This window comes from Bremerella alba (genome assembly GCF_013618625.1).
Classification (GTDB): Bacteria; Planctomycetota; Planctomycetia; order Pirellulales; family Pirellulaceae; genus Bremerella; species Bremerella alba.
This window is the reverse complement of sequence record NZ_JABRWO010000010.1, coordinates 168652-190612: the sequence shown is the minus strand read 5'-3', so window position 1 is coordinate 190612 and position 21961 is coordinate 168652. Positions and strand designations below refer to the sequence as shown.

Genomic DNA, 21961 nt, shown 5'->3' with positions numbered 1-21961 from the left:
TTCAGCAAGAGAAAGATCTCTTAAGATTGCCTCTTGCGGAAGACCTGAAAGCTTAGCACGAATATCCAAGGCCATCATGCAAGACAAACTGACCGAGCTACGAGAGACCCTTGTCGAACTGCAGCGCGAACTACGCGAAGTGGACCAACTAGACGCCGATACCAAGTCGCGTCTGGAAGGGGTCATGGAATCGATCAATGACGCGCTGCATCGCGAAGACACCGACGCGTTGTCGCATCCGTCGCTGCGAGAAACGATCCACGAACGGAACTCGCAGCTGGAAGACAGCAGCTACCCGTCGCTCACCCGCATTCTAAACAATCTGGCCGACATCCTCGGCAACAGCGGGCTGTAAGCGTCTCTCTGGCGGATCGTGACTGCGTGATGTTCTAAGTGCTGCCTGCTCTTCAGGTCCCCTCTGAGAGCAGGCTTACGATCCTGGATCCCTGACACTCTTTCTAACTGATAGCAGGGCCAGGCTGATACCAAGCGTAGATTTTCAGCAGCCTCGGACGATCACATGAATCGCCCTCCCCCCAAACATGGCATTTATTTTTATTTTTCTGAGAAATATTGCTGTACCGCCAAAGCGAATGCTGAATTAGACTTAGAGTCGCAACCCCATTGCGACCTCTAACGGACAGCCTTCTCAACTCCCTCTTCATGCTTTGGACGATTCATGCCCCAACAATTTTTTCTCACTTTGGGTAGCCGCGTGCGCGCCTGCCGAATGCTATCGATTGCTCTTTCCCTTTTCGCTTTCATTACCCTTCTTGGCTGCGAGTCTGCGGTGGATACCGACGGACGCCAGGCACTCTCAGGCAACGTTTCTTTGAATGGTGCCCCGATCCAAGACGGTTCCATTAGATTCGAGCCCGTCGCAGGCAAAACGGCCAGTGGCTCTACGATTACCGACGGCCAATATACAATCCCCGCCGCTAAAGGCTTGAAGCCGGGTAAGTACCGCGTCTTTATCAATGCCGTCGAACCAGAAACCGAAGAACGTTCGGTAGATGACCTGATGAACAACCCAGGTCCTGCTCGGAAAGAATTGATTCCGGCAAAGTACAACACAAAAAGCGATGTGACGGTGGAAATCACCGAAGCAGGCCCGAACGAATTCGACTTTCCCATTGATAGTAAGTAGTTGCCCGGATCGGCTCTAAAAGCAATTGCATCTGTCACGACCAAGCGGCAGCTGAACCGGTCTTCAGCGTTTATGCGAATCGGCTTTGAGCCGCAACACGTTCATCTGATTCGCCGTTGGCCAACAATGTTACACGCTATCAATACCTTATTATCTTAACCTCTTCTCGGAAGGAACGTTTCCATGCGTACTCAATCTTGGATCTCGCGCCGAGGTTTTACCTTGGTCGAGCTGTTAGTGGTGATCGCCATTATCGGCGTACTGATTGCCTTACTCTTACCGGCTGTCCAACAAGCCCGGGAAGCCGCTCGCCGCATCGAATGCAGCGCCAACCTCAAACAGTTGGGTTTGGCCATGCACAACTATCACGATGTGAACAACTCGCTTCCCATCGGCTATATCGGCGACACCACCGGCGACGGCTGGGTGAAAGGAATTCTGCCGTATATCGAACAGAACGCCATGTACGATTTGTGGAATGAAAGTCAGAACTACAACACCGGCACGAATGAGTCGACCATTTGTCAGACACGTATCGACGTCATGAGTTGCCCGAGCGACACCGAAGCACAATGGTACCATGACATTCCGCAATACAATTACGCGGTCAACTTGGGCAACACATCTTCGATGCGGGTTTCGCCTCTTAACGGTGTGACCTTTGCGGCTGGGCCTTTTCACAATGAAAACAGCGCCAGTGGTACCTGTAAAACCTATGGCCTGCGAGACATTGTAGACGGAACAAGCAACACGCTGATGGTCATGGAAGTTCGCCAAGGGCTGGAAAACACCGACCTACGCGGACTCACTTGGTGGGGCCCTGGCTCCGGCGCCACAGCTCACTATGGTCCGAACACGACTTCGCCTGATGCACTCAATGGTGGCTTCTGCAAGAATAACCCCCAGCGCGGTATGCCTTGCCAAGGCTATACGGCAATTGCTGATTCTACGAATCCTCTGATCTTTTCCTCGCGCAGCCAACACCCCGGCGGTGTGCAGGTCTCGCTGGGCGATGGCTCGACTCGTTTCATTGCCGAAACCGTTGACATCGCCACCTGGCGAGGTCTGGGAACGATGAACCAAGGCGAAGTGATTTCCCTGCCATAACACCTACCCAATCCCATCGCTCGAACACCAGGGCCACCTGTCACGAACGCAGGTGGCTCTTTTTTTTGTAGTGATCTTCTCGTGCAAGAGTGCACCTTATTGGCACAGTTGAAGATGCCCATTGATGCGCCTCTGGCTACCGGGCTGAAACCGTGACGGAACGCGAGGGGACTTCGCCCATCTTACATGGCGTAAGGATTGTCGGAGTCGGACAGACGCTCAGGCGGCTCTCGTTCGTGGGTAGGTCGATCGACCAGGCAGTAGGTATGGTAAAGCACCGCGTAGGCGGCGCTAATCCAGATGAGCGCCGGGATGGCACCGACAAGGCATAGCAACATGCCGCCAAGAAAAATCAGAACGGACATTGCCAACAACGCGAACAGTGTCCCTTCGCGGCCGTCGGTGATTCGCCAGCTTTCCTTCATCGCTTCGATCATCCCCATCTTGCGATCGACGATCAGGTACTCGACAAACGCAAGCTTGACCAATAAATACAGCCCCGGCACGACCAAGAGTATCAGTCCAGCCAATATGAGGAGGGCCTTCACCAGGCCTGCCCCGACCGCGTGCAGATAATTTCTTGAGAACGCCGCAAAGATATCGCTCAAGGTGAAATGCTCGTACCGGGCAGCCTTCAAGAAGACCCACGTAAGCCCCATCGACAGTGGCGCAGCGACGAAGATGTCGTAGCCATTCGAGAAAATCCACATGCCGTCGGTAATCTCTTCCCCGAACATCGAGGCGATGTTGTCCAGGTTATCGGCCGGAATACGAATGAACCCGCAAACCAGCGAATACCCTAGAAATGGCCAGAAAAAGTGGGTCATCAACTCCCACCCCATCTTCAACGAATCCATGCACGTCCCATCGCAAACCTTCCCGGTGCGACTGGTCGGCATCACCGGAGCACTGGTAATTTCCGACTGAGGCGACGCGAAAGGGTTCTCAGGCTGGGGATCGCTGGAGAAATCGCTAGTCAAAGTGGTTTCCTTACACGCAAACCCTTAATCCACGGGTACCTAGCAACGAACAGGCATTCCGCTTTCTCTGATTACTTGCCGCCCAACGACAACAAATGCGAATAGGTCCGCAGATACATTACGCCATCGGAGACTGAAGGAGTCGACTCACTGCCTTCGCCGAGATTCGTTTCGCCGAGAACCTCTAGACTGGTATCGGCTGAGACAACCATCAGAACCCCTTCTTCCGAAATGCAGAACAAGCGATTGCCTATCCGAATTGGCGAGCCGTAATAGTTACCGCCAATGCGTTTCTGGCCGAGCACTTTGCCGGTCTTCGCATCCAGACAACTGACGATGCCTTTGTCGTACCAGACAAAGACTTGATCGCCAAAGGTAACCGGCGTCGGGACGTAGCTGGCCTGACGAGAAAGACGCCAGGCTAGTTTAGGTTGGCCGCCGTTGGGATCGACGGCACTGACCGTGTTGCCTCCGCCGCCGGAACCGCTGGAGCCGAGAATCAGTTCGCCGGCGACCACCGGTGACGAAACACTTCGCATGTTGAAGACCTTTTCGGCCCATAGTTGCTCGCCGGTCGCCGGATCGTGCGCGGCAATGCCATGGGCACTGCTGTTGGCGATTAAAACGTTCTTGCCATCTTTCATTTGATAGACACAAGGAACCGAATAGGCCGCGACGTCGCTGTCGCGTTTAGTTTCCCACAGCCTCTCGCCCGTCTTCCGATCGAACGCAATCAGGCGGCTGTTGCCGATCGGACGATCGCGAAGCTTGCGTTCGTCTCCCAGTTGCATCAACGAGATGATGACCTTGTCCTCATAGATCATGGGGGACGTGCCGAAGCCGTGTTGGCTGACCCAGGGCCCCAGGTCGACTCGCCAGGAAGGTTCGCCGTCGTGGTTCAGCGCGACCAACTCGGTGTGCTGGTCGTCGGCCCAAGCGACATAGACGTGCACGTCGTCTATGGCTGGGCTACACGATGCATAGCTCGACTTATTATGCACATGGCTGGGCGCGGCTGCGAACTCTTTTTGCCAAACGGTCTCGCCTGTCTGCGCGTCGAGACACTGCACGTACCGCAGCCCGGTGTCCGGGTCGGCGCTCATTAAAAAGACACGATTGCCCCAGATCGTTGGGGACGAGTGCCCAATGCCGGGCAGTTTCACTTTCCAGTTGAAGTCGTCTGCAGTTGGCGCAGAAGGGATGTTCGCATCCGCCGCAATGCCGGCTCCGTTGGGTCCGCGAAAACGGGTCCACTCTTGGGCGACCACGGAAGAAGCAACGACACTCGTCAAGACAACGGCGAGCATTAGGCGGCTTGTCGACATGGGTTATCTACCGAATAGAAAAAGGCAGGATCTCAGGAAGGAGCATTCGCCTTCGATGGTAATCGGTTTTTCGGTCACTTTCCACGCAGGAAGCGAGGTTTGACGATTAAAACAACCGAAAGAGCCGGATCGGCCAGGGCTGCGTGCGTTACCGAGTGCACTTCCCGCTCGGCGGCATCATTCTCTGCGCTGGCATAGGCTTTGCGAGCCGATGCTTTAGACGGGGGAAGAACAAGTGTCTGCGGAAGACAATTCTTTACGAGATATCGTCTTACGCGAATCGAGACTGGCGATCCACTGCACCACGCGGTGATCCATCCAGCGGCGATCGGGCACAATGCTTTTCGAGGTGATGAAACCAAGATGCCCACCACCGCGGGTAATTTCCAGCTCGACACTTCCCGAACGGGGGTGCTTGTCGAAGATCTGGACCGGGACAACGCTGTCGTCATCGGCGGTAAGAATGAGGCCAGGGACTTTGACGTCCGGTAGTACGAATGCCGCACTTGCCTTGGCGTAGTAGTCTTCGGCCGAGTCAAAGCCGCACTGCGGTGCGGTGAAAACCGAATCAAACTCAATCAGACGAGCAGGCTTCTCGGTGAAGCGGAAGCCATCGTAAAAATTTTCGTCCTGGGCCAGGCGTCCTTCGACCAGGCTTACCAGTCGCCGGGAGAAGTCCCAGTCGTATAAGCGATTGAAGCCACGGTTCATGTTCGTGCAGCAGTGGGCCAAGTCGATCGGCGGTGCGACGGCCATCACGCTATCGATCCCCCCGATGCGTCCGTTGCCCATTTCGCCGGCCAGTTTCAGGGCGATATTGGCCCCCATGCTGAAGCCACACAAGGTTAGCGGCGACCCCATGCACAAAGCGCTGATCGCTTCCACGCAATGCGCGATGTCGTCGCTGCAACCGGCATGGAAGGGACGTTTGGCCAAGTTGTGCCCGGCCCCGCAACCTCGTAGGTCTACCCGGAACGTTCGGATGCCGAGCGAATTGAGCGTGTGCGCGATTCGGACGATATACCCGCTACTGTGAGAACCGCCGAGGCCGTGAATCAACAGAACCGTGCGATCGCCCGGTTTCCATCCTTTGGGGCGGTCGTCATGCAGGACAATTTGGTCACCGTCGTCAAAAAGAACCAGGTGCTGCCGGGCGTTGTAGGGAATGTTGTGCCCATACCAATAGGCACCAAGAACGGTCTGCACATGGGAATTGCGCAGTAACGGATGAGGCTTAAAGGGCCTTACCGAGGTCAGAATATAAGGAGATCGGGCCAGCATCGTTCAGCTACAGGGGGTCACCCTGCAATCCATGCAGTTAGTCGTACTATCGCTGAATTTGGTATTCTTCGATCTTGCGATACAGGGTTGCGCGGCTTGTACCGAGTAATTTTACGGCTTCTGGGATGCTCCCTCCAGTTCGGGAGAGGGCTTCTTCGATCAATTTCTTTTCCCAAAAGTCAAACCTTAACGACTCTGGTTCGTTCAGGCCTGCGTCGCGTAAGCCTAAATCATGCGGTTGAATCGACTCGCCATCCGCCAAAACGACGCTACTATCGATCACATTTCGAAGCTGACGCACATTGCCAGGCCAGCCATAATCAGCAAGTTTCTGCTTGGCACTGTCCGACAGGGTTAGCAAAGGTCGCCCATGCGTCTTTCGGAAGTGCTCTAGAAAATGATCCGCCAGCTGGAGAACGTCGTCTCCGCGATCTCGAAGCGGAGGAATGTATAACTCAAAAACACTCAAACGGTAATAGAGATCTTCCCGAAATCGTTTCTCACGAACGAATTCGGCCAAATCTCGGTTAGTCGCGGCGATCACACGAACGTCGACGCTGACTTCCTTAGTGGCTCCTAAGGGAAGAAACGGATGACCTTCCAAGATTCTGAGCAGCTTTGCCTGACCATCGAGCGTCAGCTCGCCGACCTCGTCTAAAAACAAAGTTCCCGTGTCGGCTTGCTGAAAAAAGCCAATATGATCGGAATCGGCCCCGGTGAACGCACCCTTTCGATGGCCGAACAGTTGGCTCTCGATCAGATTCTCGGGCAGTGCCGCACAATTGACGCTGAGCATCGGACGATCGGCTCGATTCGAAGCCTTGTGTAGGGCCCTGGCGACCAGCTCTTTGCCGCTGCCACTTTCACCCCGCACTAAAACACAGCCGCCAGCTTTCGAGATTCGCGAGATTTTTTGCTTTAACTCACCCATCGCAGGGCTCTCGCCGATCAACTCGTCGAACGCTGCCGACTTGTCGACCAACTGCTGATAACTGGCTTGCAACTGGGTCGCTTTCCAGGCACGCAGCAAGGCAATCGTCAGGATATTTCCGACCGATATCGCGAAATCGAGTTCGTTATGCCAGAAACGTTCCTGCTTACGGTACAGATGTAGCGCCCCGAAGGCCTTCTTCTTATGAATGAGTGGGACACAGATCGCATCGGCAAAGTGAGTCAGCTTTTTGCTGGTGTCGCCGTGGGCCTCGTTGGCGATCCAAACCGCATTCCCTTTTTGGGTGACTATCTCGGTCAGGGCTTCGCTTAAAGGAGCCGGGCCTTCGGTGTCTTCAGGATAAACTCGCTTGGCTCTTAACTGTCCATCGTCGCTGAGCCATAAAAATCCGACAACAACCGCTTTAGTTTGCTCCTTCACCATCTCTAAAGTGACTTGAATGATGGTGCTGGGGTCTTCTTCGCCCAATAGCCGGATCGCAAACTGGTGCAAAAGCAGCAGCCGCTCGGCTTGCTGATAGTCCTTAAGCTCTTTAAGTGCTATCAGGTTGGTATCTTGCGGATTGACCGGCATATTGCGGACGATCGTCTGCGTGATGCTCGGCGGAAGCTCGTCGTGCGAAGTGGGGGGCTGAGCACTGTTATTAAAACTAAATTCCGTGTCGCCAATCTTGAGTCGACATCCGTCTTTTAATACCGCTTCGTCAATCGGCTGATCGTCCAAATAACTGCCGTTACGGCTTTCACGGTCTTTCACAAACCATTTGCCGTTGCGCAGAAAAATGGCCGCATGCACCCGCGAACAGAGGGGGTCGATCAAGGTTACATCGCACTCGAGACCACGACCGATGAGGTTGTCGCGCGAGTCATCTAAGGGAAAGTTCTTCCCCGGACCATTGCCTGAGATCGTTTTAAGGTAGCTGTAAATTGCCATTAGTTCGGCCGCAGTTCCCCCTGGGTTCCCTCTTGGTGGCAAGCATCATGGGTGGTCCTCATTAAATTCAGCACTTACCTTATCTTACGGAATTTACGGTTCGACCTGCCAGTCGGGTCACGAAAATCGTTGAGGAAAAGCTGGAATTGCTTTGGTAACGAACCAACTTTCGTCGGTTTACCCACGTATCAGATAGAGGCTCACCGATCTGACGGGGTTGCAAGCATTCACCTTGAGTCGAGATGCGGACCCCGATAGGATTACACGTGCCCTTCCTGCATACCCCCAAATCTGCTATTCGCTACATATTCACGCACACATCTTGCGATAAGGATTCATTATGGCAAACGTTCGAGGGAATTGGACTAACCTGCGCCATCCCGTGTTCTTCCTATTTACCGTAGTTGCTACCTTCGCCACGCTTGTGGTTGCCTCGTTGATGCCCAAGGATGCACCAGCCCAGGCCCCTCTTGCTGGGCAAGATCGTCATCTTCCCGAGCGACACATCTCGCGAATGGTTTCTCGACTACTACTTCGCGACCACCTTTCGAGTGCCCCACTGGACGATAAGATGTCGCAGCGGGCGTTCGACAAATTCCTGAAATTTTGGGATCCGCTCAAACTGTACTTCACCGAGGCCGATGTCGCCGAATTCGCGGCCAATCGCAATTTATTGGACGATCAGATCCGCAGCGGCAACACCGAGTTCGCCCATAAGGTTTTTGAACGCTTCATTCAGCGAACGCTGGAACGCGTACAAACGGTCGACGATCTGCTCGCCAATCACGAATTCAATTTCGAGGATGACGAAGTCTTTGTCACCGACGGCGACAAGGTCAACTATCCAGCCAATGCAGCGGAAGCGACCGACCGTTGGCGTAAGCGTTTAAAGTACGATCTGCTGACCCAGTTGGCCGACGACAAGACGCTGGAAGAAGCCAAAGAACGCATCGGCAAGCGTTATCACAGCTATGCCCGCCGTATCGGTCAAACGAGCGAAGACGAACTACTGGAAGTCTTTTTGACCTCGGTAACTTCGGCTTACGACCCACACACCACCTACATGTCCCCTGGCACGCTCGAGAATTTCAATATTCAAATGCGGCTTAACCTGGAAGGGATCGGGGCAGCTCTGATGTCGGAAGATGGCTACTGCAAGGTTTCTAAAGTGATTCCTGGCGGAGCAGCCGACAAGCACGGCAAGAAGAACGCCGATGAAAAGCTGGAACCGGGCGACTTCATTGTCAGTGTCGGCCAAGGCACCGACAGCGAAATGGTCGATGTGATCGACATGAAGCTGAACGATGTCGTCGACATGATCCGCGGTAAAGCCAACACGATCGTTCGTCTGGGCGTGAAAAAGAAGGGTAAAGGCGAGACCAAGATCTACGACATTACCCGTGCCAAGGTCGAACTGAAAGACAGCGAAGCCCGTGGCGAAATCATCGAGCAACAAACGCCCGATGGACGCAAAATGAAGATCGGTTGGATCGACCTGCCGTCGTTCTATCTCGATATGGAAGCCGCTCGCTCAGGCAACCCGAACGTCAAGCGAAGCACAATCGACGTCGCTCGCTTGCTGGCTGATTTCCGCCAGAAGGGCGTCGAAGCCGTCGTGCTTGACCTGCGTCGTAACGGTGGTGGTAGCTTGACTGAAGCGATCGACCTGACCGGGTTGTTTATCGACCAAGGTCCTGTTGTTCAGGTTAAAGACGCCGAAAACAACGTCCATCCTTACGAGGACATGAACCGCGGCATGCTGTGGGACGGTCCACTGGTCGTGCTCACCAGCAAGATGAGCGCCAGTGCCAGTGAAATTCTCGCCGGTGCGATCCAGGACTACGGTCGCGGGATTGTCGTCGGTGACGTGCAAACCCACGGCAAAGGAACCGTGCAGACGCTATTGGACCTGGGCCGCGAAGAATTGATGGGTGCCAACCCGGTCAATCCTCCGTCGCTGGGTGCTTTGAAGATCACGCTGCAGAAGTTCTATCGCCCTAGCGGCAAGAGCACGCAGCTCAAAGGCGTCGAAGCCGATGTTTCGCTGCCGGCCCTGACCGCCAACATGGACATCGCCGAAGGGGACCTCGATTACCCGGTTCCTTTCGACACCGTGCAGACGACCCGTTACCCGGTCAGCAATGCCAACGCGGCACCGCTGGTTGCGGAACTCAATCGTCTGTCCGGCCAGCGGGTTCAATCGTCCGAAGGTTTCTCGAAGATGAACAAGATGATCGAGACCTATCTGCAGCAGAAAGACAAGAAGCAGGTCGACCTCAACAAGCAGAAGTTCATGGCCGAATACGAAGCTTTGAGCGAACGCGAAAAGGAGATCGAAAGCCTGGTTGGCGAAACGGATGAAGATCCGAACGAAATCGTCGATCGCGATTACTACTTCGACGAAGTGATCAACATCACCGAAGACTACGTTCGCCTGCTGGAACAACAAAAGGTCGCCGCGAACAACTAACGTTCGCTGGATGATCGGAATGAAAACGAAAGAAAAGGGTCTGCTTCGGCAGGCCCTTTTCTTTGTTGCGCGTTATAAAACACGGTTATACGAAAAACCCCCTTCGGCAATCGTCCACTCATCTGGTAAACTTTCGACGCACCCTCCCCTGCCCCACCTACCTAACCACCTTTCATCCTCTTAAATCGGGAGCGATCCTTGAGCGACGCGAAGAACGTTGTTCTGTGTTTCATGGCCCATCCAGATGACGCGGAAATTTTGTGTGGTGGCGTACTCATTCGCCTGGGCGAGCTTGGCTGGGACGTGCATATCGCCACAGTGGCCGCTGGAGACTGCGGTTCCGAGAAACTCCCAGGCCCCGAGATCGCCGCGATTCGTAAGAATGAAGGGACTGCCGCTGCGCAGTTGATCGGCGGTACGTATCACACGCTGGCCGAGCCCGACGTGAATGTAATATTTGATAAGTCGACCAACCGTAAGGCGATCGATCTGTTTCGGCAGCTATGCCCGACGCTGGTCATCACGCACCCTCGTGAAGACTACATGCTCGATCACGAGCAAACCCACCTTTTGGCCCGCAGTGCGGCGTTCAGTTTCCCTATTCCGAATGCTTCGAGCATACCTCTGTTGCCCGGCACTCACATTCCTCATTTGTATTACGCCGACCCGATTGAAGGCCGAAATCCGTATACTGGCGAGCCGGTCACACCAACGGTTACCATTGACGTGAGCCGCTTCATTGACCGTAAGGCCGAGATGCTGGCCTGCCATGCTTCGCAGCGCGAGTGGCTACGGGCACATCACGGCATGGACGAATACCTGGAAGCGATGAAGCGGCACAGTGCCGAGCGAGGTTCGCTGATCGGAACCGATTATGCCGAATCCTTTCGCCAGCACTTAGGTCATGCGTTTCCCCAAAACGATTTACTCGCTCAACTCCTCCCCTGATTGCGTAGCAACCACGAATCTCCCTCCAAGACGCAAGGACAACTCAGAATGGCCCGACCGATTAGTAAAGTGGCACCGCAGTGGTGGGACTACACAACCCTCGACGAAGAGCTCTTGGCCGATGCTGCCAAGCTGACTCCTGACGACTTGCTTCAGCTTTCTCGCCCTGGGTTTGAAGTCCGGATCTTCGACACGCTGGAAGAGCTTTTCTGTGCCGAAGCGTTGGAATACATCGAAGCCTGGCAGCAAAGCACGCCAGACAATCCGTGCGGCATCTGCGGCCCGGTCGGACCAACCGAACAGCTCCCCCTGGTGGCCAGGATGGTCAACGCGTTGGGCATCGACCTGAAGAAACGGGACGCCCATTTCTGGGGCATGGACGAATGGGTCGACGAAAACGACATTCCGGTTCCCGTCGAGTTCCCGCTTTCGTTCGCCAAGGCCGACAAGGACCTCTGCTTCAACCGGATCGACCCGAAGTACTCGATGCCAACCGCTAATCTGCACTTCCCTACCGGCGACCTGGAAGCGTACTCGAAGTCATACGACGACGTCCGTTGTTTGGTCATGCAAGGCGGCCAAGGCGAAGTCAAGCATTGGGCGTTCAACGATCCACCGAAGCGCGAAGGCGACTACGTCGACGCTCCACCACCGCCGGAGGTTTACCGGGAACTGGGCACTCGCGTGACCGACCTGCACCCAATGACGGTCATCCAGAATGCACGCACCAGTGGCGGTGGCTACGTGCCGATGGTCCCTACCCGAGCTTGCACTGTGGGGCCTAAGGAAACCTGGAAAGCCGAGCGTGTTTCGATCTGGCACCCAGGCCATCACGACAACCCTTTCGGCATGCGGCTGTCGGCTTTGATGATCAGCAAAGGTATTGCTGACACAAGCCTTCCGATGTCGCTCCTGGCCGATCACCCCAACGTCACCTTCAGCTACTATCGTGGTGGTATTGGGACCGTGGAAACGGAAATGCATTAAATGTCCACCGAGGCAGAAATCACCCCGCCCAGCAGTGAAGACGAGCAGCATCTCGACCTGCTGGGCACGTTTCATTGGGTACTCGCGGGCCTTGCCGCCATGGCAGGGCTCTTTCCGGTGCTGCACGTTATCTTTGGATTGGTGGCCATTGGGGTCAGCCTCTTTGGCGAAACAAACGAACCGGAAGCTCGCGGGATTGGTGCGCTGGTGGGCGTGCTCTTTATTGTGATTGGCACGCTGATCATCGTCACCTTTTGGGTGATCGCGTTCTGTCTCTACTTGAGCGGCAGCTACTTAAAAGCCCATAATAACTATACGTTTTGCCTGGTGATGTCCGGCATTATTTGCATTTCGTTTCCCCTGGGAACCGCGCTAGGGGTATTTACCATTGTGGTGCTTGTGCGACCAAGTGTTAAGCGGCTATTCGACGCCGCTTGATTCGCCCGCTTCGCAGCATGTTCTTCGGCAAATCACGGTGAATTCACTTCTCTAAATCACCATCCGTCGCTGGTTGGCCATCAGCCTACAATCTCAGCGAGGGGACATATCCCCCAACTTGTTGCTAGACAACAACCTCTAGCCGCATAATGGCATAAGAGTTGCACCTAAGCGACTCACAACAACCACACGCTGAGACAGGAATGCGCACCATGGGAATCATCGGTGACTTTAAAAAGTTTGCACTTCGCGGCAATCTTATTGATATGGCCGTCGGATTCACGGTGGGTGCCGCGTTCACGTCGGTAGCCAAGTCGTTGGTGAGCGATATCATCATGCCGCCGCTGGGCTTTCTCTTAGGCAAGAGCGACTTCTCTGATTTGTTCATCGTGCTTAACCCGGCCAATCCCGAGGCAACCTACAAGACGGTCGCCCAAGCCCAGGAAGCAGGCCTCACGACAATCAACTACGGGCTCTTCATCAACAATATCATTTCGTTCCTATTGGTTGCTTTTGCAATGTTTTTGATCATCCGTATGATCAACCAATTGGATAAGCGACTCGAGGATACCTTCGGCGGAGACAAGCCACAGCCAGGCGATCCTGAAAACAAGAAATGCCCTTACTGCCTGTCGACGATTCCCTATCGCGCGACACGATGTGCGAGCTGTACGGCGGAGCTACCCTCTGCCGAGACGCAACCGAATTCAGTCAGTTAACTTCCATTCACCCATTTTTATTTCCAAACAGGACCATGTCTCACATTAAAATATTCAATACCACCCCGGCAACGTATGGCGAAGACTACGAGCGTGGCTGGATCGGCTTCAACCACGCGGATAGCTGGTTTTCCAAAGGCATCGCCCAGGTGCAGCAGTGGAACCAAGTCTCGGACGTGACGGTCTCTCACGTATTTGTTGTGACCGGCGAGGACGAGTGCGTGGAAGCTGCCTATCCCAAGGGCGTCGTTCGCTCGAAGCTGAGCGAAGAATATTGGCCCAAAGACGACCGGTACGTCATCTTCCGAAAGCCCAAAGGTTTGACGCCAGAGCTGGCCGATCGCATCGCCGAAGCTGCCGAGGCCCAAATGGGGACCGAGTTCGATTATCACACGACGGCCAATTTAGCGCTGCAGAAAAACTTCCTCGGCTGGATCGTCAACTGGATGACCTCCGACGAAGCGAACCGTGCCGCCGATTCCTGGGTAGAAGACGATAGCCGTTGGCTATGCAGCGCCCTAGGCGCCTATTGCTTGAAATCACAAGCCGAGTTCGACGGCATCGGCATCCTCGATAAACAGCCAGGCATGCTGACCCCTCAGGAACTTTTCGAGTCGGACGAGATCTTTGAACCGGTGCAGCGAACCGATGGCACCCAAGCGCCGGTTAAAAACGTTAGCGAAGGATCATGAACGGAATTTGGTACACGCTACCACTGATTTTGATTGCGCTGGTCGGTTTTGTTTTTGGACTGCGAGTTCTCGTTCGTAAACTGCTCAGCGGAACCTATAAAGCCGGCGAGGTCATCGATCCGTATCGCCCCAAGAATTTCTCGATCCCCGATCCGGTTGAAGTCGAGTTCGAAGGGGAAAAACAAACCATCCTGCGCGGCAGATTCTGGAAAGGAAAGAGCGACAAGGCCGTTGTTGTCGTGCATGGCATTGATGGCCCGTCGATCGAAATGCTGCCCCATGTGTCGTATCTTTACCGGGCCGGATATAGCGTTTTGGTGTATGACAACCGAGGACGGGGCGAAAGTGATGGTGGTTTCTCGACGCTAGGGTATCTCGAATGGCGAGATGTCCTTTGCGCTGTCGAGTGGGTCAAGGGTCAGCCAGGCATTGCCGCCGACATGATTGGCCTGCACGGACTTTCGTTGGGCGCTGCCTGCGTGATCATGGCAGCCGCTGAAGACCACCACGTCCGTGGAGTGTTGGCCGAAAGCCCTTTCGTTTCGATGCCAATCATGTTGACCCATGTGGCCAACAAGATGACGCGACTGCCGAAGTTCCTTATCGGTCGCCTAATCGAGATCTTTCTCGACTGGTCCCTTAAGACGAAGCTGCGTCTGGTCGAACCCCATACCGCCGTTAAGAACATCTCGCCTCGACCGATCTACATTATTGATGCCGAGGAAGATCAACTCTTTCCTGTAGATACCGCTCAGACGGTATACGATGCGGCCGAGCAGCCTAAGCGATTCTGGAAGGTCCACGGGGCCGCCCATGCCAACTGTTGGCATGTGATGCCGGAAGAATACGAGCAACGAGCACTGGACTTCTGGCAAGATGTCTTTTCAGATACGTCCCAATCGAAGCGGTCTGAAGCCTTGAACTCGCAAGCGACCGACTATCCAGCAGAAGCCGCTGGCAATCGATCGCCCTCTTCATCCTAGTGGCCAGCAAGCCTATCCCTGACCGATTATGATGAACCGTTGCCAGGCAAATGTGTCTTTGCCAGCGGTTTTTCTTTTTAAGCACACCCTGCTGATAACGCGAATGATCGAATACCAAGTCGAACCGAATCTTTCAGTCGATGACTACCTGGACGTGTTAAACCGCTCGCAGTTGGCCAAGCGCCGTCCGGTCGACGATCGCGAGAAGTTGACCAAGATGGTTCGCAACGCCGACATTCTTTTTACTGCTCGCAGCGAAGGTCGATTGGTGGGCATTGCCCGCAGCATGAGTGACTTCGCCCACGCGACTTACCTGGCCGACCTGGCAGTGGATCAGGCCTTTCAGAAGCAAGGCATCGGCCGCGAGCTGATCGCCCGAACGCACCAGGCAGCCGGCAAACACACCATCCTGCTACTATTGGCGGCACCCAATGCGGCCAGCTATTACCCGCACGTGGGCATGCAGAAGCATGACTCTTGCTGGATTATTCCACGGGAGTAGATTTGCTGGCAGCACATAGGTGGCGCGAAAGATTGATGCCACAAGCTATTTACCAATGCCATTCCAACGGCAACTTACGTCAGAGGCAACTCTAGCCCGTCGTAGGCCAGTTCCATCCCCTCAGGCAGCCAGGCGTTGGTTCGCTCGTGCTCTAGTCGACAAGCAATGTGTGTGAAATATGTCTGTTTTGCGCCAACCTTCTGGGCCACCTCGACCGCTTCTTCAATAGAAAAGTGCGTCGGGTGAGGTTCCGGTCGCAACGCGTCCAGGATCAGCACGTCCAACCCCTGGAGCTTCGCCCAGCTTTCGTCGGGAATGTGATTCACGTCGGTACAGTAAGCGACGTTGCCAACGCGAAAGCCCAAGACTTCAAAGCGGGGCCCGTGCTGCAAGCGGATTGGAGTGACCTTCGCCCCAAGCACCTCGAACGGATCTAACCCAATCTCTTGCATGTCGAGAGCTGGCCGCGAACCGATGTGGGTTTGAGCCTCGGTACTGAAAGCGTAGTCGTACACCCTGCGGATCTTGGCGTCGACGTTGGGCTCGCAGTAGATGGGCACCGCTTGGCCGAGATAGAATTGAAACAGCCGAACGTCGTCGAGCCCGAACAAGTGATCGGCATGACTGTGCGTAAACGCGACGGCATGGACGATGCCGATTCCGTTGGCCAATAGCTGTGTCCGTAAGTCTGGTGGCGTGTCGATCAGCAGATTTCCCTCCGGCAAGCCGAAGATAACGCTGCACCGCGTTCGCTTATTCTTAGGATTGGTGCTTTGGCAGACATCGCAGCCGCAGCCCACCACCGGCACCCCCATCGAGGTACCTGTTCCCAGAAAGAGAAGTCGTCCGCGAATGTCTCGCGTGACGATATTCTTCTTGACTGGCTTAGACGGGGGGGACTGGCTCATTCTTGCTCTTTCGGGTATCTGTTCCTGGCCTGAGAATCGCAAATGGCGGCAGCCGATGCAACCCCTTCAGCCGATCACCAGCAATTCGCTCGTAACCTCTTAGTAGGAAAATGCTTCTAACAGGCTGAAGCGTGGCAAGGGCGCTGACTTAGGGCCCACTCCGACCTAACTTGCCAGCCGACTAGCGACGACATCGTGAGAATCTTCACAGAATCTACGCTAGCTGGGCAAGGGAAACGGTCTTAATATCGAATACCTTGATAGCAAAACTGGCGATCGGTGCATGCTCAAGCGCGGTTGACCCCCTTGAGTAATCCCTATAATCTACGAGATGGGAAGGGTTTGCGCGCACGCTTAAGTTGTGGCGGTGTCTACAAATAAGGTATTGTTTCGCCGCAACTAGTGCTTTTGATACGCCCCTACCCCAGGTGATATTCAGCGATGGAGAAACTGGAACAGATTTGGGAAAAGATCAGCCTCTTTTGTGGCGGTCTTTTAAGCGGCTTTGAACGACTGATCACGTCGATGTTCGGTTCGTCTAACGCCCGCTATATCAAAAAGATGCAGGGCCTCGTTGACGCAATCAACGAGCTGGAACCGAAGTACGAAGCGATCACCGACGACGAACTTCGCGACCAAACCCGTCTCTTTAAGCAACGACTGGCCTCTGGCGAAACGCTGGACGACATCTTAGTCGAGGCGTTTGCTGTGGGTCGTGAAGCCGGCAAACGCTTTCTCGGCATGCGGCATTACGACGTCCAGCTGATCGGGGGTATTGTCTTGCACCGCGGGAACGTCGCGGAAATGGTCACCGGTGAAGGTAAAACCCTCGTAGCTACGCTGCCCGCTTACCTGAATGCTATCGAAGGCAAAGGGGTCTACGTCATTACGGTGAACGATTACCTCGCCCGTCGTGACATGGAATGGATGGCTCCGCTCTATCGAGGACTCGGCCTGACCGTCAATGCGATTCAAAACGACATGTCTGTCCGCGAACGCCAACAGGCCTATAGCTGCGACATCACCTACGGAACCAACAACGAATTTGGCTTTGATTACCTTCGCGACAACATGCGCCCTGCCGCACGCGGAGACGAGCGTTTCCCGAAGGATTATCAACAGTCGCAAGGCCGTCTCAACTACGCGATCATTGACGAAGTCGACAATATTCTGATCGACGAAGCCCGGACTCCGCTGATCATCAGTGGCCCTGCCAATGTAAGTAAAGACAAGTACGGCGACGCGGACCGAATCGCCCGAACGCTGAAGAAAGAACAGCACTTCGTCGTCAACGAAAAAGACCGCACGACCAACCTGACTGAAGATGGTGTGCGGGAAGCGGAACGCTTGGCCGGTGTCGAAAGTTTCTACACTTCCGGCAACATGGAATGGCCGCACTTGATCGACAACTCTCTGCGTGCCCATTACCTGTACCAGTTAGACGTCGACTATGTGGTGGAAGACGGCAAGATCGTGATCATCGATGTTCACACCGGCCGTAAAATGGAAGGCCGTCAGTGGAGCGACGGCATGCACCAGGCTGTCGAAGCGAAGGAAGGGGTCAAGATCAAGGAAGAGACCCAGACCTTGGCGACAGTCACGCTGCAAAACTTCTTCAAGCTATTCGACAAGCTGTCTGGGATGACCGGTACGGCCATGACCGAGGCAGGCGAATTGTGGAAGATCTACGAGCTGGATGTGATCGCCATTCCCACCAACCGGGCCATGCAGCGAATCATGTACACCGACGTGATCTTCATGACCGAAAACGAGAAGTACGAAGCGGTCGCCGACGAGATCGAACGGACCATCAAGTGGGACGTCGTCACCTTTAAGAACGGGGACGAACTATGGGGTGAAATCCTCAAAGAACATGAGGATTCGATTGAAATCCACCCCAAGGGGCAAAAACAGCCCACCAAGATCGAACGCGCCAAGATCAAAGCCATACAGTACAAAGGCCGCCCCGTCCTGGTTGGTACCGTCAGCATCGAAAAGAGCGAACGCCTATCGCGATTGCTCGACAAACGCGGTATCAAGCACGATCTATTGAACGCCAAGCAGCACAAGCGCGAAGCCGATATTGTCGCCCAGGCAGGCCGCATCGGTGCGGTCACCATCGCTACCAACATGGCCGGTCGCGGTACCGACATTATCATGGGGGGCAACCCCGAGACGATGGCCTGGGCTCAGCTTCAACACAAGTACCAAACGCGGCTGGATGTCCCACAGGAAGAGTGGGAGCAGTTGGTTGAAGAGATCCAGCAGCGTGAGCAAATGAAGGTGATGGGCAAGAAGGTTAAGGAACTGGGCGGCCTGCACGTGATCGGTACCGAGCGGCACGAGTCCCGCCGTATCGACCTTCAGCTGCGTGGTCGCTGTGGTCGACAAGGTGACCCAGGTAGCTCGCGATTCTTTCTATCGCTCGAAGACGACCTGATGCGAATCTACTTCGGAGACTGGGCTCGTAACTTCATCCAACGGATGCCAGCGGCCATGAGGCCCCAGCCAGGCGACGCGATCGAAAGCAAGATGATCATGCGTCGCATCGAAGGTGCCCAAAAGAAACGAGAAGAACAAAACTTCGAGGCCCGTAAGAATCTGCTCGAATACGACGAAGTCATGGACGAGCAGCGAAAACGAGTTTACGGCTTCCGCCAGCAAATTCTAGAAGGTGGCGACAGCCGCGATCTGATCATGGACATGGTCAGTGAGCAGATCGACTACCACGTGCGGATGTTCCTGGAAAAAGACTTTGGCATCGAAACGTTTGCCAAATGGGCCGGCAGCGAACTATCGTGCGAATTGAACACGCGCGATCTCCGCGGTCTGGATTTCCCCTCGGCAGAAATGTATGCCAAAGACATGGCCGAGAGAGCCGCCGCATCGAACATTATGGCTTCGATCGACGAAAATCTGCCCGATAGCGAAGACGAAAGCGAATGGAACTGGGGCGCGATGGCCCGCTTCGCCAACGGCATGTGGAAGTTGAATCTGAATGATCGTGATCTGCGAAAAGTCGGCCGCGATCAGGTCGACGAATTCCTGATCACCAAGGCCCGCGAATCGATTGAGAAGGTCGACCTCAGCGAAGGTGAAAAGTTCCTCGACAAAGAGTTTGGCCTCAACACGCTGAACCATTGGTGCAAATACAAGTTCGGCTTCAATGTCGATGTCGAGAAGCTGCAAGAAAAACCAGCGAAGACGGTGATCGACCTGGTCCATGAAAATGCGATCAAAGTCTACGACCAGAAGGAAGCCGAGTACCCGGTCCTTACCGGTCTGTATCGCTTCAGTGACAAGAGCGGTGGCCACGCTCGCTTGAACCGCGATGGCCTCTTGGAATGGGCCGCCAACCGCTTTGAAACACCACTGAACACAGAGGAATTTAAGAGCAAGCAGCGAGAAGATATCCAGCGAATGCTGGTCCCGCTGAGCGAAAAGCACAAGAAGATTGCCCTCGAAAAGATGAAAGTCGTCCACGAAAAGGTCGAACAGCTTTACGCGGACAACTCCGATAGCCAAACCCTCTCGGTTATCAGCGGCGGCAACGGCCAGATGGGATCGCTCAATGCCTGGATCCAGCAGAACATCGAAACTGAAATTCCCGAGGCGGAGTTAGAGCAGTTCGACAAAGCCCAACTGGAATCTCGACTGATCCGTGAAGTCTACGAGCGTTATCGCCCGGAAATGACCCGCATGGAACGCAGCGTCTTGCTGGAACTGATCGATAATGCCTGGAAAGACCACCTCCTGGCGATGGACCACCTCCGCAGCGCGGTCAGCTTTGTCGGCTACGCTCAGGTTGACTCCAAAGTCGAATTCAAACGCGAAGGGATGCGTCTCTTCGAGCAAATGTGGCGCAGCGTTGGCGAACGCGTGACCGACTTGGTTTACAAGATCGAGAACCTGAACGAAGAGTTCGTCAGCTCGACCTGGAAGGAATCGGAAGCTCGCCACGACTCTGCTTCCAGCATGACCGAAATGGCTCGCCAGCAGGAAGAAGCCATTAACAACTCGCAGGGAGACACCGAGGTCACCGCACCAATTCGTAACGTCGGCGAAAAGATCCGCCGTAACGATCCGTGCCCTTGCGGCAGTGGCAAGAAGTACAAGTCCTGCTGCATGAAGCAGGAACAAGCGAACTAGACCCACAAGCTTTTCTCGCGTCCTACGCGGCGCGAGGAAGCTGGCCGCTCATAGTAACTCCGGGACGGATCCCATGTTCACTTGGCTACTCAATTTCGTCTACTTAGCGCTGATCACGGCCCTTTCTCCCTACCTATTGTGGGCCGCGGCGACCAAGGGAAAATACCGCGAAGGCTTCGCCGAAAAGTTCCTCGGACGCGTTCCTCGCCGGCCAGAGGGAGCATCTCAGCATCTTTGGCTGCACGCGGTTAGCGTGGGGGAAGTCAACCTGCTTGCCCCCCTCATAAGAGAGCTACAGCAGACCTATCCCGACGTCACCTTTCATATCACCACCACCACCAAGGCCGGCCACGACTTGGCGAAGACCAAGTACGCCGAACACACCGTCAGTTACGCTCCGCTCGATTTCTCGTGGGCCGTCCAACGCGCCTACCAGAACATCCAGCCCGATGCGGTGCTGCTTGCGGAACTGGAGTTGTGGCCGAACCTAATTCGTTTCGCCAATCATTACGATGCCAAGATCGCCGTCGTGAATGGTCGCTTGAGCGAGAAGAGCCATCGTGGTTACTCACGCATCGGTTTTCTTGTTCGCCCCCTCCTGAAGATGCTGGACTGGATCGGTGCCCAGGACGAAACGTATGCCGCAAGGTTCAACGACTTGGGAGCAGACCCGGACAAAATCCAAGTGACCGGGTCGATCAAGTTTGACGGCATTACACCCGATCGCCATAACCCCCAAACCCAGGCACTCCGCGAACTCGCTGGCCTCAGCCACGACGACATTGTCTGGCTGGCCGGCAGCACCCAAAGCGGCGAAGAACCGCTCATTCTGGAAGCGTTCCAAACAGCCCAGCAGCAGGTCCCTGGCCTGAAACTGCTGCTCGTGCCGCGACATCCGCATCGATTCGATGAAGTCGCGGCTGACCTTCAATCGAGAAGCTTTGCCTTTCAACGCCGTAGCCAGCTCACCGCAGAAAGCTGTGGTGACGTAAGCATATTGCTGATCGACAGTGTCGGCGAGCTTTCCGCCTGGTGGGGAACCGCAGACATCGCGTTTGTGGGGGGAAGTCTTGGTAATCGTGGCGGACAAAACATGATCGAGCCGGCCGCCTATGGTGCTGCGGTCGCCGTGGGCCCCAATACGTGGAACTTCAAAGATGTGGTCGAGCGGCTTCGGGCGGCCGATGCATTGACCGTTGTTCGCGACGCCGAAAGCTTGGCAGAGTTCGTCGTAAAGGCTTCTCTCGACTCCACTTGGCGGCTTCATCAAGGAGAGCAAGCCCAAGAAGTCGTTCTGGCCCAACAAGGGGCTACGGCGCGCACCATCCAAGGTCTGAAGCCTCTTCTAGATCCGCCCCAAATCGTTAAATTCCGCACGGCTGCTTAACGTTACCCTTACCGAGATGCACTGTAACCCTTCGCGCCACGCCAATCTGACCC

18 protein-coding genes are annotated in these 21961 nt (G+C 54.9%); 13 read left to right on the top strand and 5 right to left on the bottom strand.

The window, feature by feature from the left end:
* Positions 1-76: 76 nt before the first annotated feature.
* From HOV93_RS18005 to HOV93_RS17995, 3 genes are all read left to right on the top strand, one after another.
* Entirely contained in the window at positions 77-355 is a 279-nt protein-coding gene (locus HOV93_RS18005) for a DUF4404 family protein (protein WP_207397915.1), read from the top strand.
* A gap of 324 nt (positions 356-679) precedes the next feature.
* On the top strand, positions 680-1147 hold the full coding sequence (locus HOV93_RS18000; protein ID WP_207397914.1) for a carboxypeptidase regulatory-like domain-containing protein: 468 nt from the start codon (positions 680-682) through the stop codon (positions 1145-1147).
* Between the two features lie 183 nt (positions 1148-1330).
* Positions 1331-2254, top strand: a complete 924-nt coding sequence (locus HOV93_RS17995) for a DUF1559 domain-containing protein (RefSeq protein ID WP_207397913.1) — start codon at positions 1331-1333, stop codon at positions 2252-2254.
* A 182-nt stretch (positions 2255-2436) separates the two neighbouring features.
* Here HOV93_RS17995 and HOV93_RS17990 read toward each other — a convergent pair whose 3' ends face one another.
* The 4 genes from HOV93_RS17990 to HOV93_RS17975 form a co-directional block, all read right to left on the bottom strand.
* Complete coding sequence (locus HOV93_RS17990; RefSeq protein WP_207397912.1) at positions 2437-3234, bottom strand: hypothetical protein; 798 nt, start codon at positions 3232-3234, stop codon at positions 2437-2439.
* A 71-nt stretch (positions 3235-3305) separates the two neighbouring features.
* A complete protein-coding gene (locus HOV93_RS17985; protein ID WP_207397911.1) occupies positions 3306-4559 on the bottom strand; it encodes a PQQ-binding-like beta-propeller repeat protein in 1254 nt (417 codons plus the stop codon).
* A 216-nt stretch (positions 4560-4775) separates the two neighbouring features.
* Entirely contained in the window at positions 4776-5765 is a 990-nt protein-coding gene (locus tag HOV93_RS17980; RefSeq protein ID WP_207397910.1) for a YheT family hydrolase, read from the bottom strand.
* 121 nt (positions 5766-5886) lie between these two features.
* Entirely contained in the window at positions 5887-7725 is a 1839-nt protein-coding gene (locus HOV93_RS17975; protein WP_207397909.1) for a sigma 54-interacting transcriptional regulator, read from the bottom strand.
* A 340-nt stretch (positions 7726-8065) separates the two neighbouring features.
* On the opposite strand from HOV93_RS17975, the gene HOV93_RS17970 reads away from it, so the two are divergent.
* The 8 genes from HOV93_RS17970 to HOV93_RS17935 all read left to right on the top strand — a co-directional run bounded on the left by HOV93_RS17970 (position 8066) and on the right by HOV93_RS17935 (position 15464).
* Positions 8066-10195, top strand: coding sequence for a carboxy terminal-processing peptidase (locus HOV93_RS17970; RefSeq protein WP_235990598.1), 2130 nt, complete (start codon positions 8066-8068; stop codon positions 10193-10195).
* A 198-nt stretch (positions 10196-10393) separates the two neighbouring features.
* Positions 10394-11143: a PIG-L deacetylase family protein gene (locus HOV93_RS17965; protein ID WP_315853433.1), complete on the top strand. Its 750-nt coding sequence runs from the start codon at positions 10394-10396 to the stop codon at positions 11141-11143.
* A gap of 48 nt (positions 11144-11191) precedes the next feature.
* On the top strand, positions 11192-12130 hold the full coding sequence (locus tag HOV93_RS17960; protein ID WP_207397908.1) for a glucosamine-6-phosphate isomerase: 939 nt from the start codon (positions 11192-11194) through the stop codon (positions 12128-12130).
* Positions 12131-12568, top strand: coding sequence for a hypothetical protein (locus tag HOV93_RS17955; RefSeq protein ID WP_207397907.1), 438 nt, complete (start codon positions 12131-12133; stop codon positions 12566-12568).
* 212 nt (positions 12569-12780) lie between these two features.
* On the top strand, positions 12781-13287 hold the full coding sequence (gene mscL / locus HOV93_RS17950) for a large conductance mechanosensitive channel protein MscL (RefSeq protein ID WP_235990595.1): 507 nt from the start codon (positions 12781-12783) through the stop codon (positions 13285-13287).
* A gap of 35 nt (positions 13288-13322) precedes the next feature.
* A complete protein-coding gene (locus HOV93_RS17945; protein ID WP_207397906.1) occupies positions 13323-13979 on the top strand; it encodes a hypothetical protein in 657 nt (218 codons plus the stop codon).
* Positions 13976-14962 (top strand): alpha/beta hydrolase, encoded by a 987-nt coding sequence (locus HOV93_RS17940; RefSeq protein ID WP_207397905.1) that lies wholly within the window; start codon positions 13976-13978, stop codon positions 14960-14962. Before HOV93_RS17945 ends, HOV93_RS17940 begins: the two co-directional genes overlap by 4 nt.
* Positions 14963-15065: 103 nt before the next feature.
* Positions 15066-15464, top strand: a complete 399-nt coding sequence (locus HOV93_RS17935) for a GNAT family N-acetyltransferase (RefSeq protein ID WP_207397904.1) — start codon at positions 15066-15068, stop codon at positions 15462-15464.
* 74 nt (positions 15465-15538) lie between these two features.
* On the opposite strand, the gene HOV93_RS17930 is transcribed toward HOV93_RS17935, so the two are convergent.
* Entirely contained in the window at positions 15539-16279 is a 741-nt protein-coding gene (locus tag HOV93_RS17930) for an MBL fold metallo-hydrolase (protein WP_390814346.1), read from the bottom strand.
* Positions 16280-16813: 534 nt separating this feature from the next.
* Between HOV93_RS17930 and secA the strand changes: the two genes are divergently transcribed.
* Together secA and HOV93_RS17920 are read left to right on the top strand one after the other, a co-directional pair.
* On the top strand, positions 16814-20521 hold the full coding sequence (gene secA, locus HOV93_RS17925; protein WP_207397902.1) for a preprotein translocase subunit SecA: 3708 nt from the start codon (positions 16814-16816) through the stop codon (positions 20519-20521).
* 73 nt (positions 20522-20594) lie between these two features.
* A complete protein-coding gene (locus HOV93_RS17920; protein ID WP_207397901.1) occupies positions 20595-21908 on the top strand; it encodes a 3-deoxy-D-manno-octulosonic acid transferase in 1314 nt (437 codons plus the stop codon).
* Positions 21909-21961 lie beyond the last annotated feature (53 nt).

Excerpts from the sequence above, each read along its gene's own strand:
- HOV93_RS18005 (WP_207397915.1), top strand. The coding sequence starts at position 77 with ATGCAAGACAAACTGACCGAGCTACGAGAGACCCTTGTCGAACTGCAG.
- HOV93_RS18000 (WP_207397914.1), top strand. The coding sequence starts at position 680 with ATGCCCCAACAATTTTTTCTCACTTTGGGTAGCCGCGTGCGCGCCTGC.
- HOV93_RS17995 (WP_207397913.1), top strand. The coding sequence starts at position 1,331 with ATGCGTACTCAATCTTGGATCTCGCGCCGAGGTTTTACCTTGGTCGAG.
- HOV93_RS17985 (WP_207397911.1), bottom strand. The coding sequence starts at position 4,559 with ATGTCGACAAGCCGCCTAATGCTCGCCGTTGTCTTGACGAGTGTCGTT.
- HOV93_RS17975 (WP_207397909.1), bottom strand. The coding sequence starts at position 7,725 with ATGGCAATTTACAGCTACCTTAAAACGATCTCAGGCAATGGTCCGGGG.
- HOV93_RS17970 (WP_235990598.1), top strand. The coding sequence starts at position 8,066 with ATGGCAAACGTTCGAGGGAATTGGACTAACCTGCGCCATCCCGTGTTC.
- HOV93_RS17960 (WP_207397908.1), top strand. The coding sequence starts at position 11,192 with ATGGCCCGACCGATTAGTAAAGTGGCACCGCAGTGGTGGGACTACACA.
- HOV93_RS17955 (WP_207397907.1), top strand. The coding sequence starts at position 12,131 with ATGTCCACCGAGGCAGAAATCACCCCGCCCAGCAGTGAAGACGAGCAG.
- mscL (WP_235990595.1), top strand. The coding sequence starts at position 12,781 with ATGGGAATCATCGGTGACTTTAAAAAGTTTGCACTTCGCGGCAATCTT.
- HOV93_RS17945 (WP_207397906.1), top strand. The coding sequence starts at position 13,323 with ATGTCTCACATTAAAATATTCAATACCACCCCGGCAACGTATGGCGAA.
- HOV93_RS17940 (WP_207397905.1), top strand. The coding sequence starts at position 13,976 with ATGAACGGAATTTGGTACACGCTACCACTGATTTTGATTGCGCTGGTC.
- HOV93_RS17935 (WP_207397904.1), top strand. The coding sequence starts at position 15,066 with ATGATCGAATACCAAGTCGAACCGAATCTTTCAGTCGATGACTACCTG.
- HOV93_RS17930 (WP_390814346.1), bottom strand. The coding sequence starts at position 16,279 with ATGGGGGTGCCGGTGGTGGGCTGCGGCTGCGATGTCTGCCAAAGCACC.
- secA (WP_207397902.1), top strand. The coding sequence starts at position 16,814 with ATGGAGAAACTGGAACAGATTTGGGAAAAGATCAGCCTCTTTTGTGGC.
- HOV93_RS17920 (WP_207397901.1), top strand. The coding sequence starts at position 20,595 with ATGTTCACTTGGCTACTCAATTTCGTCTACTTAGCGCTGATCACGGCC.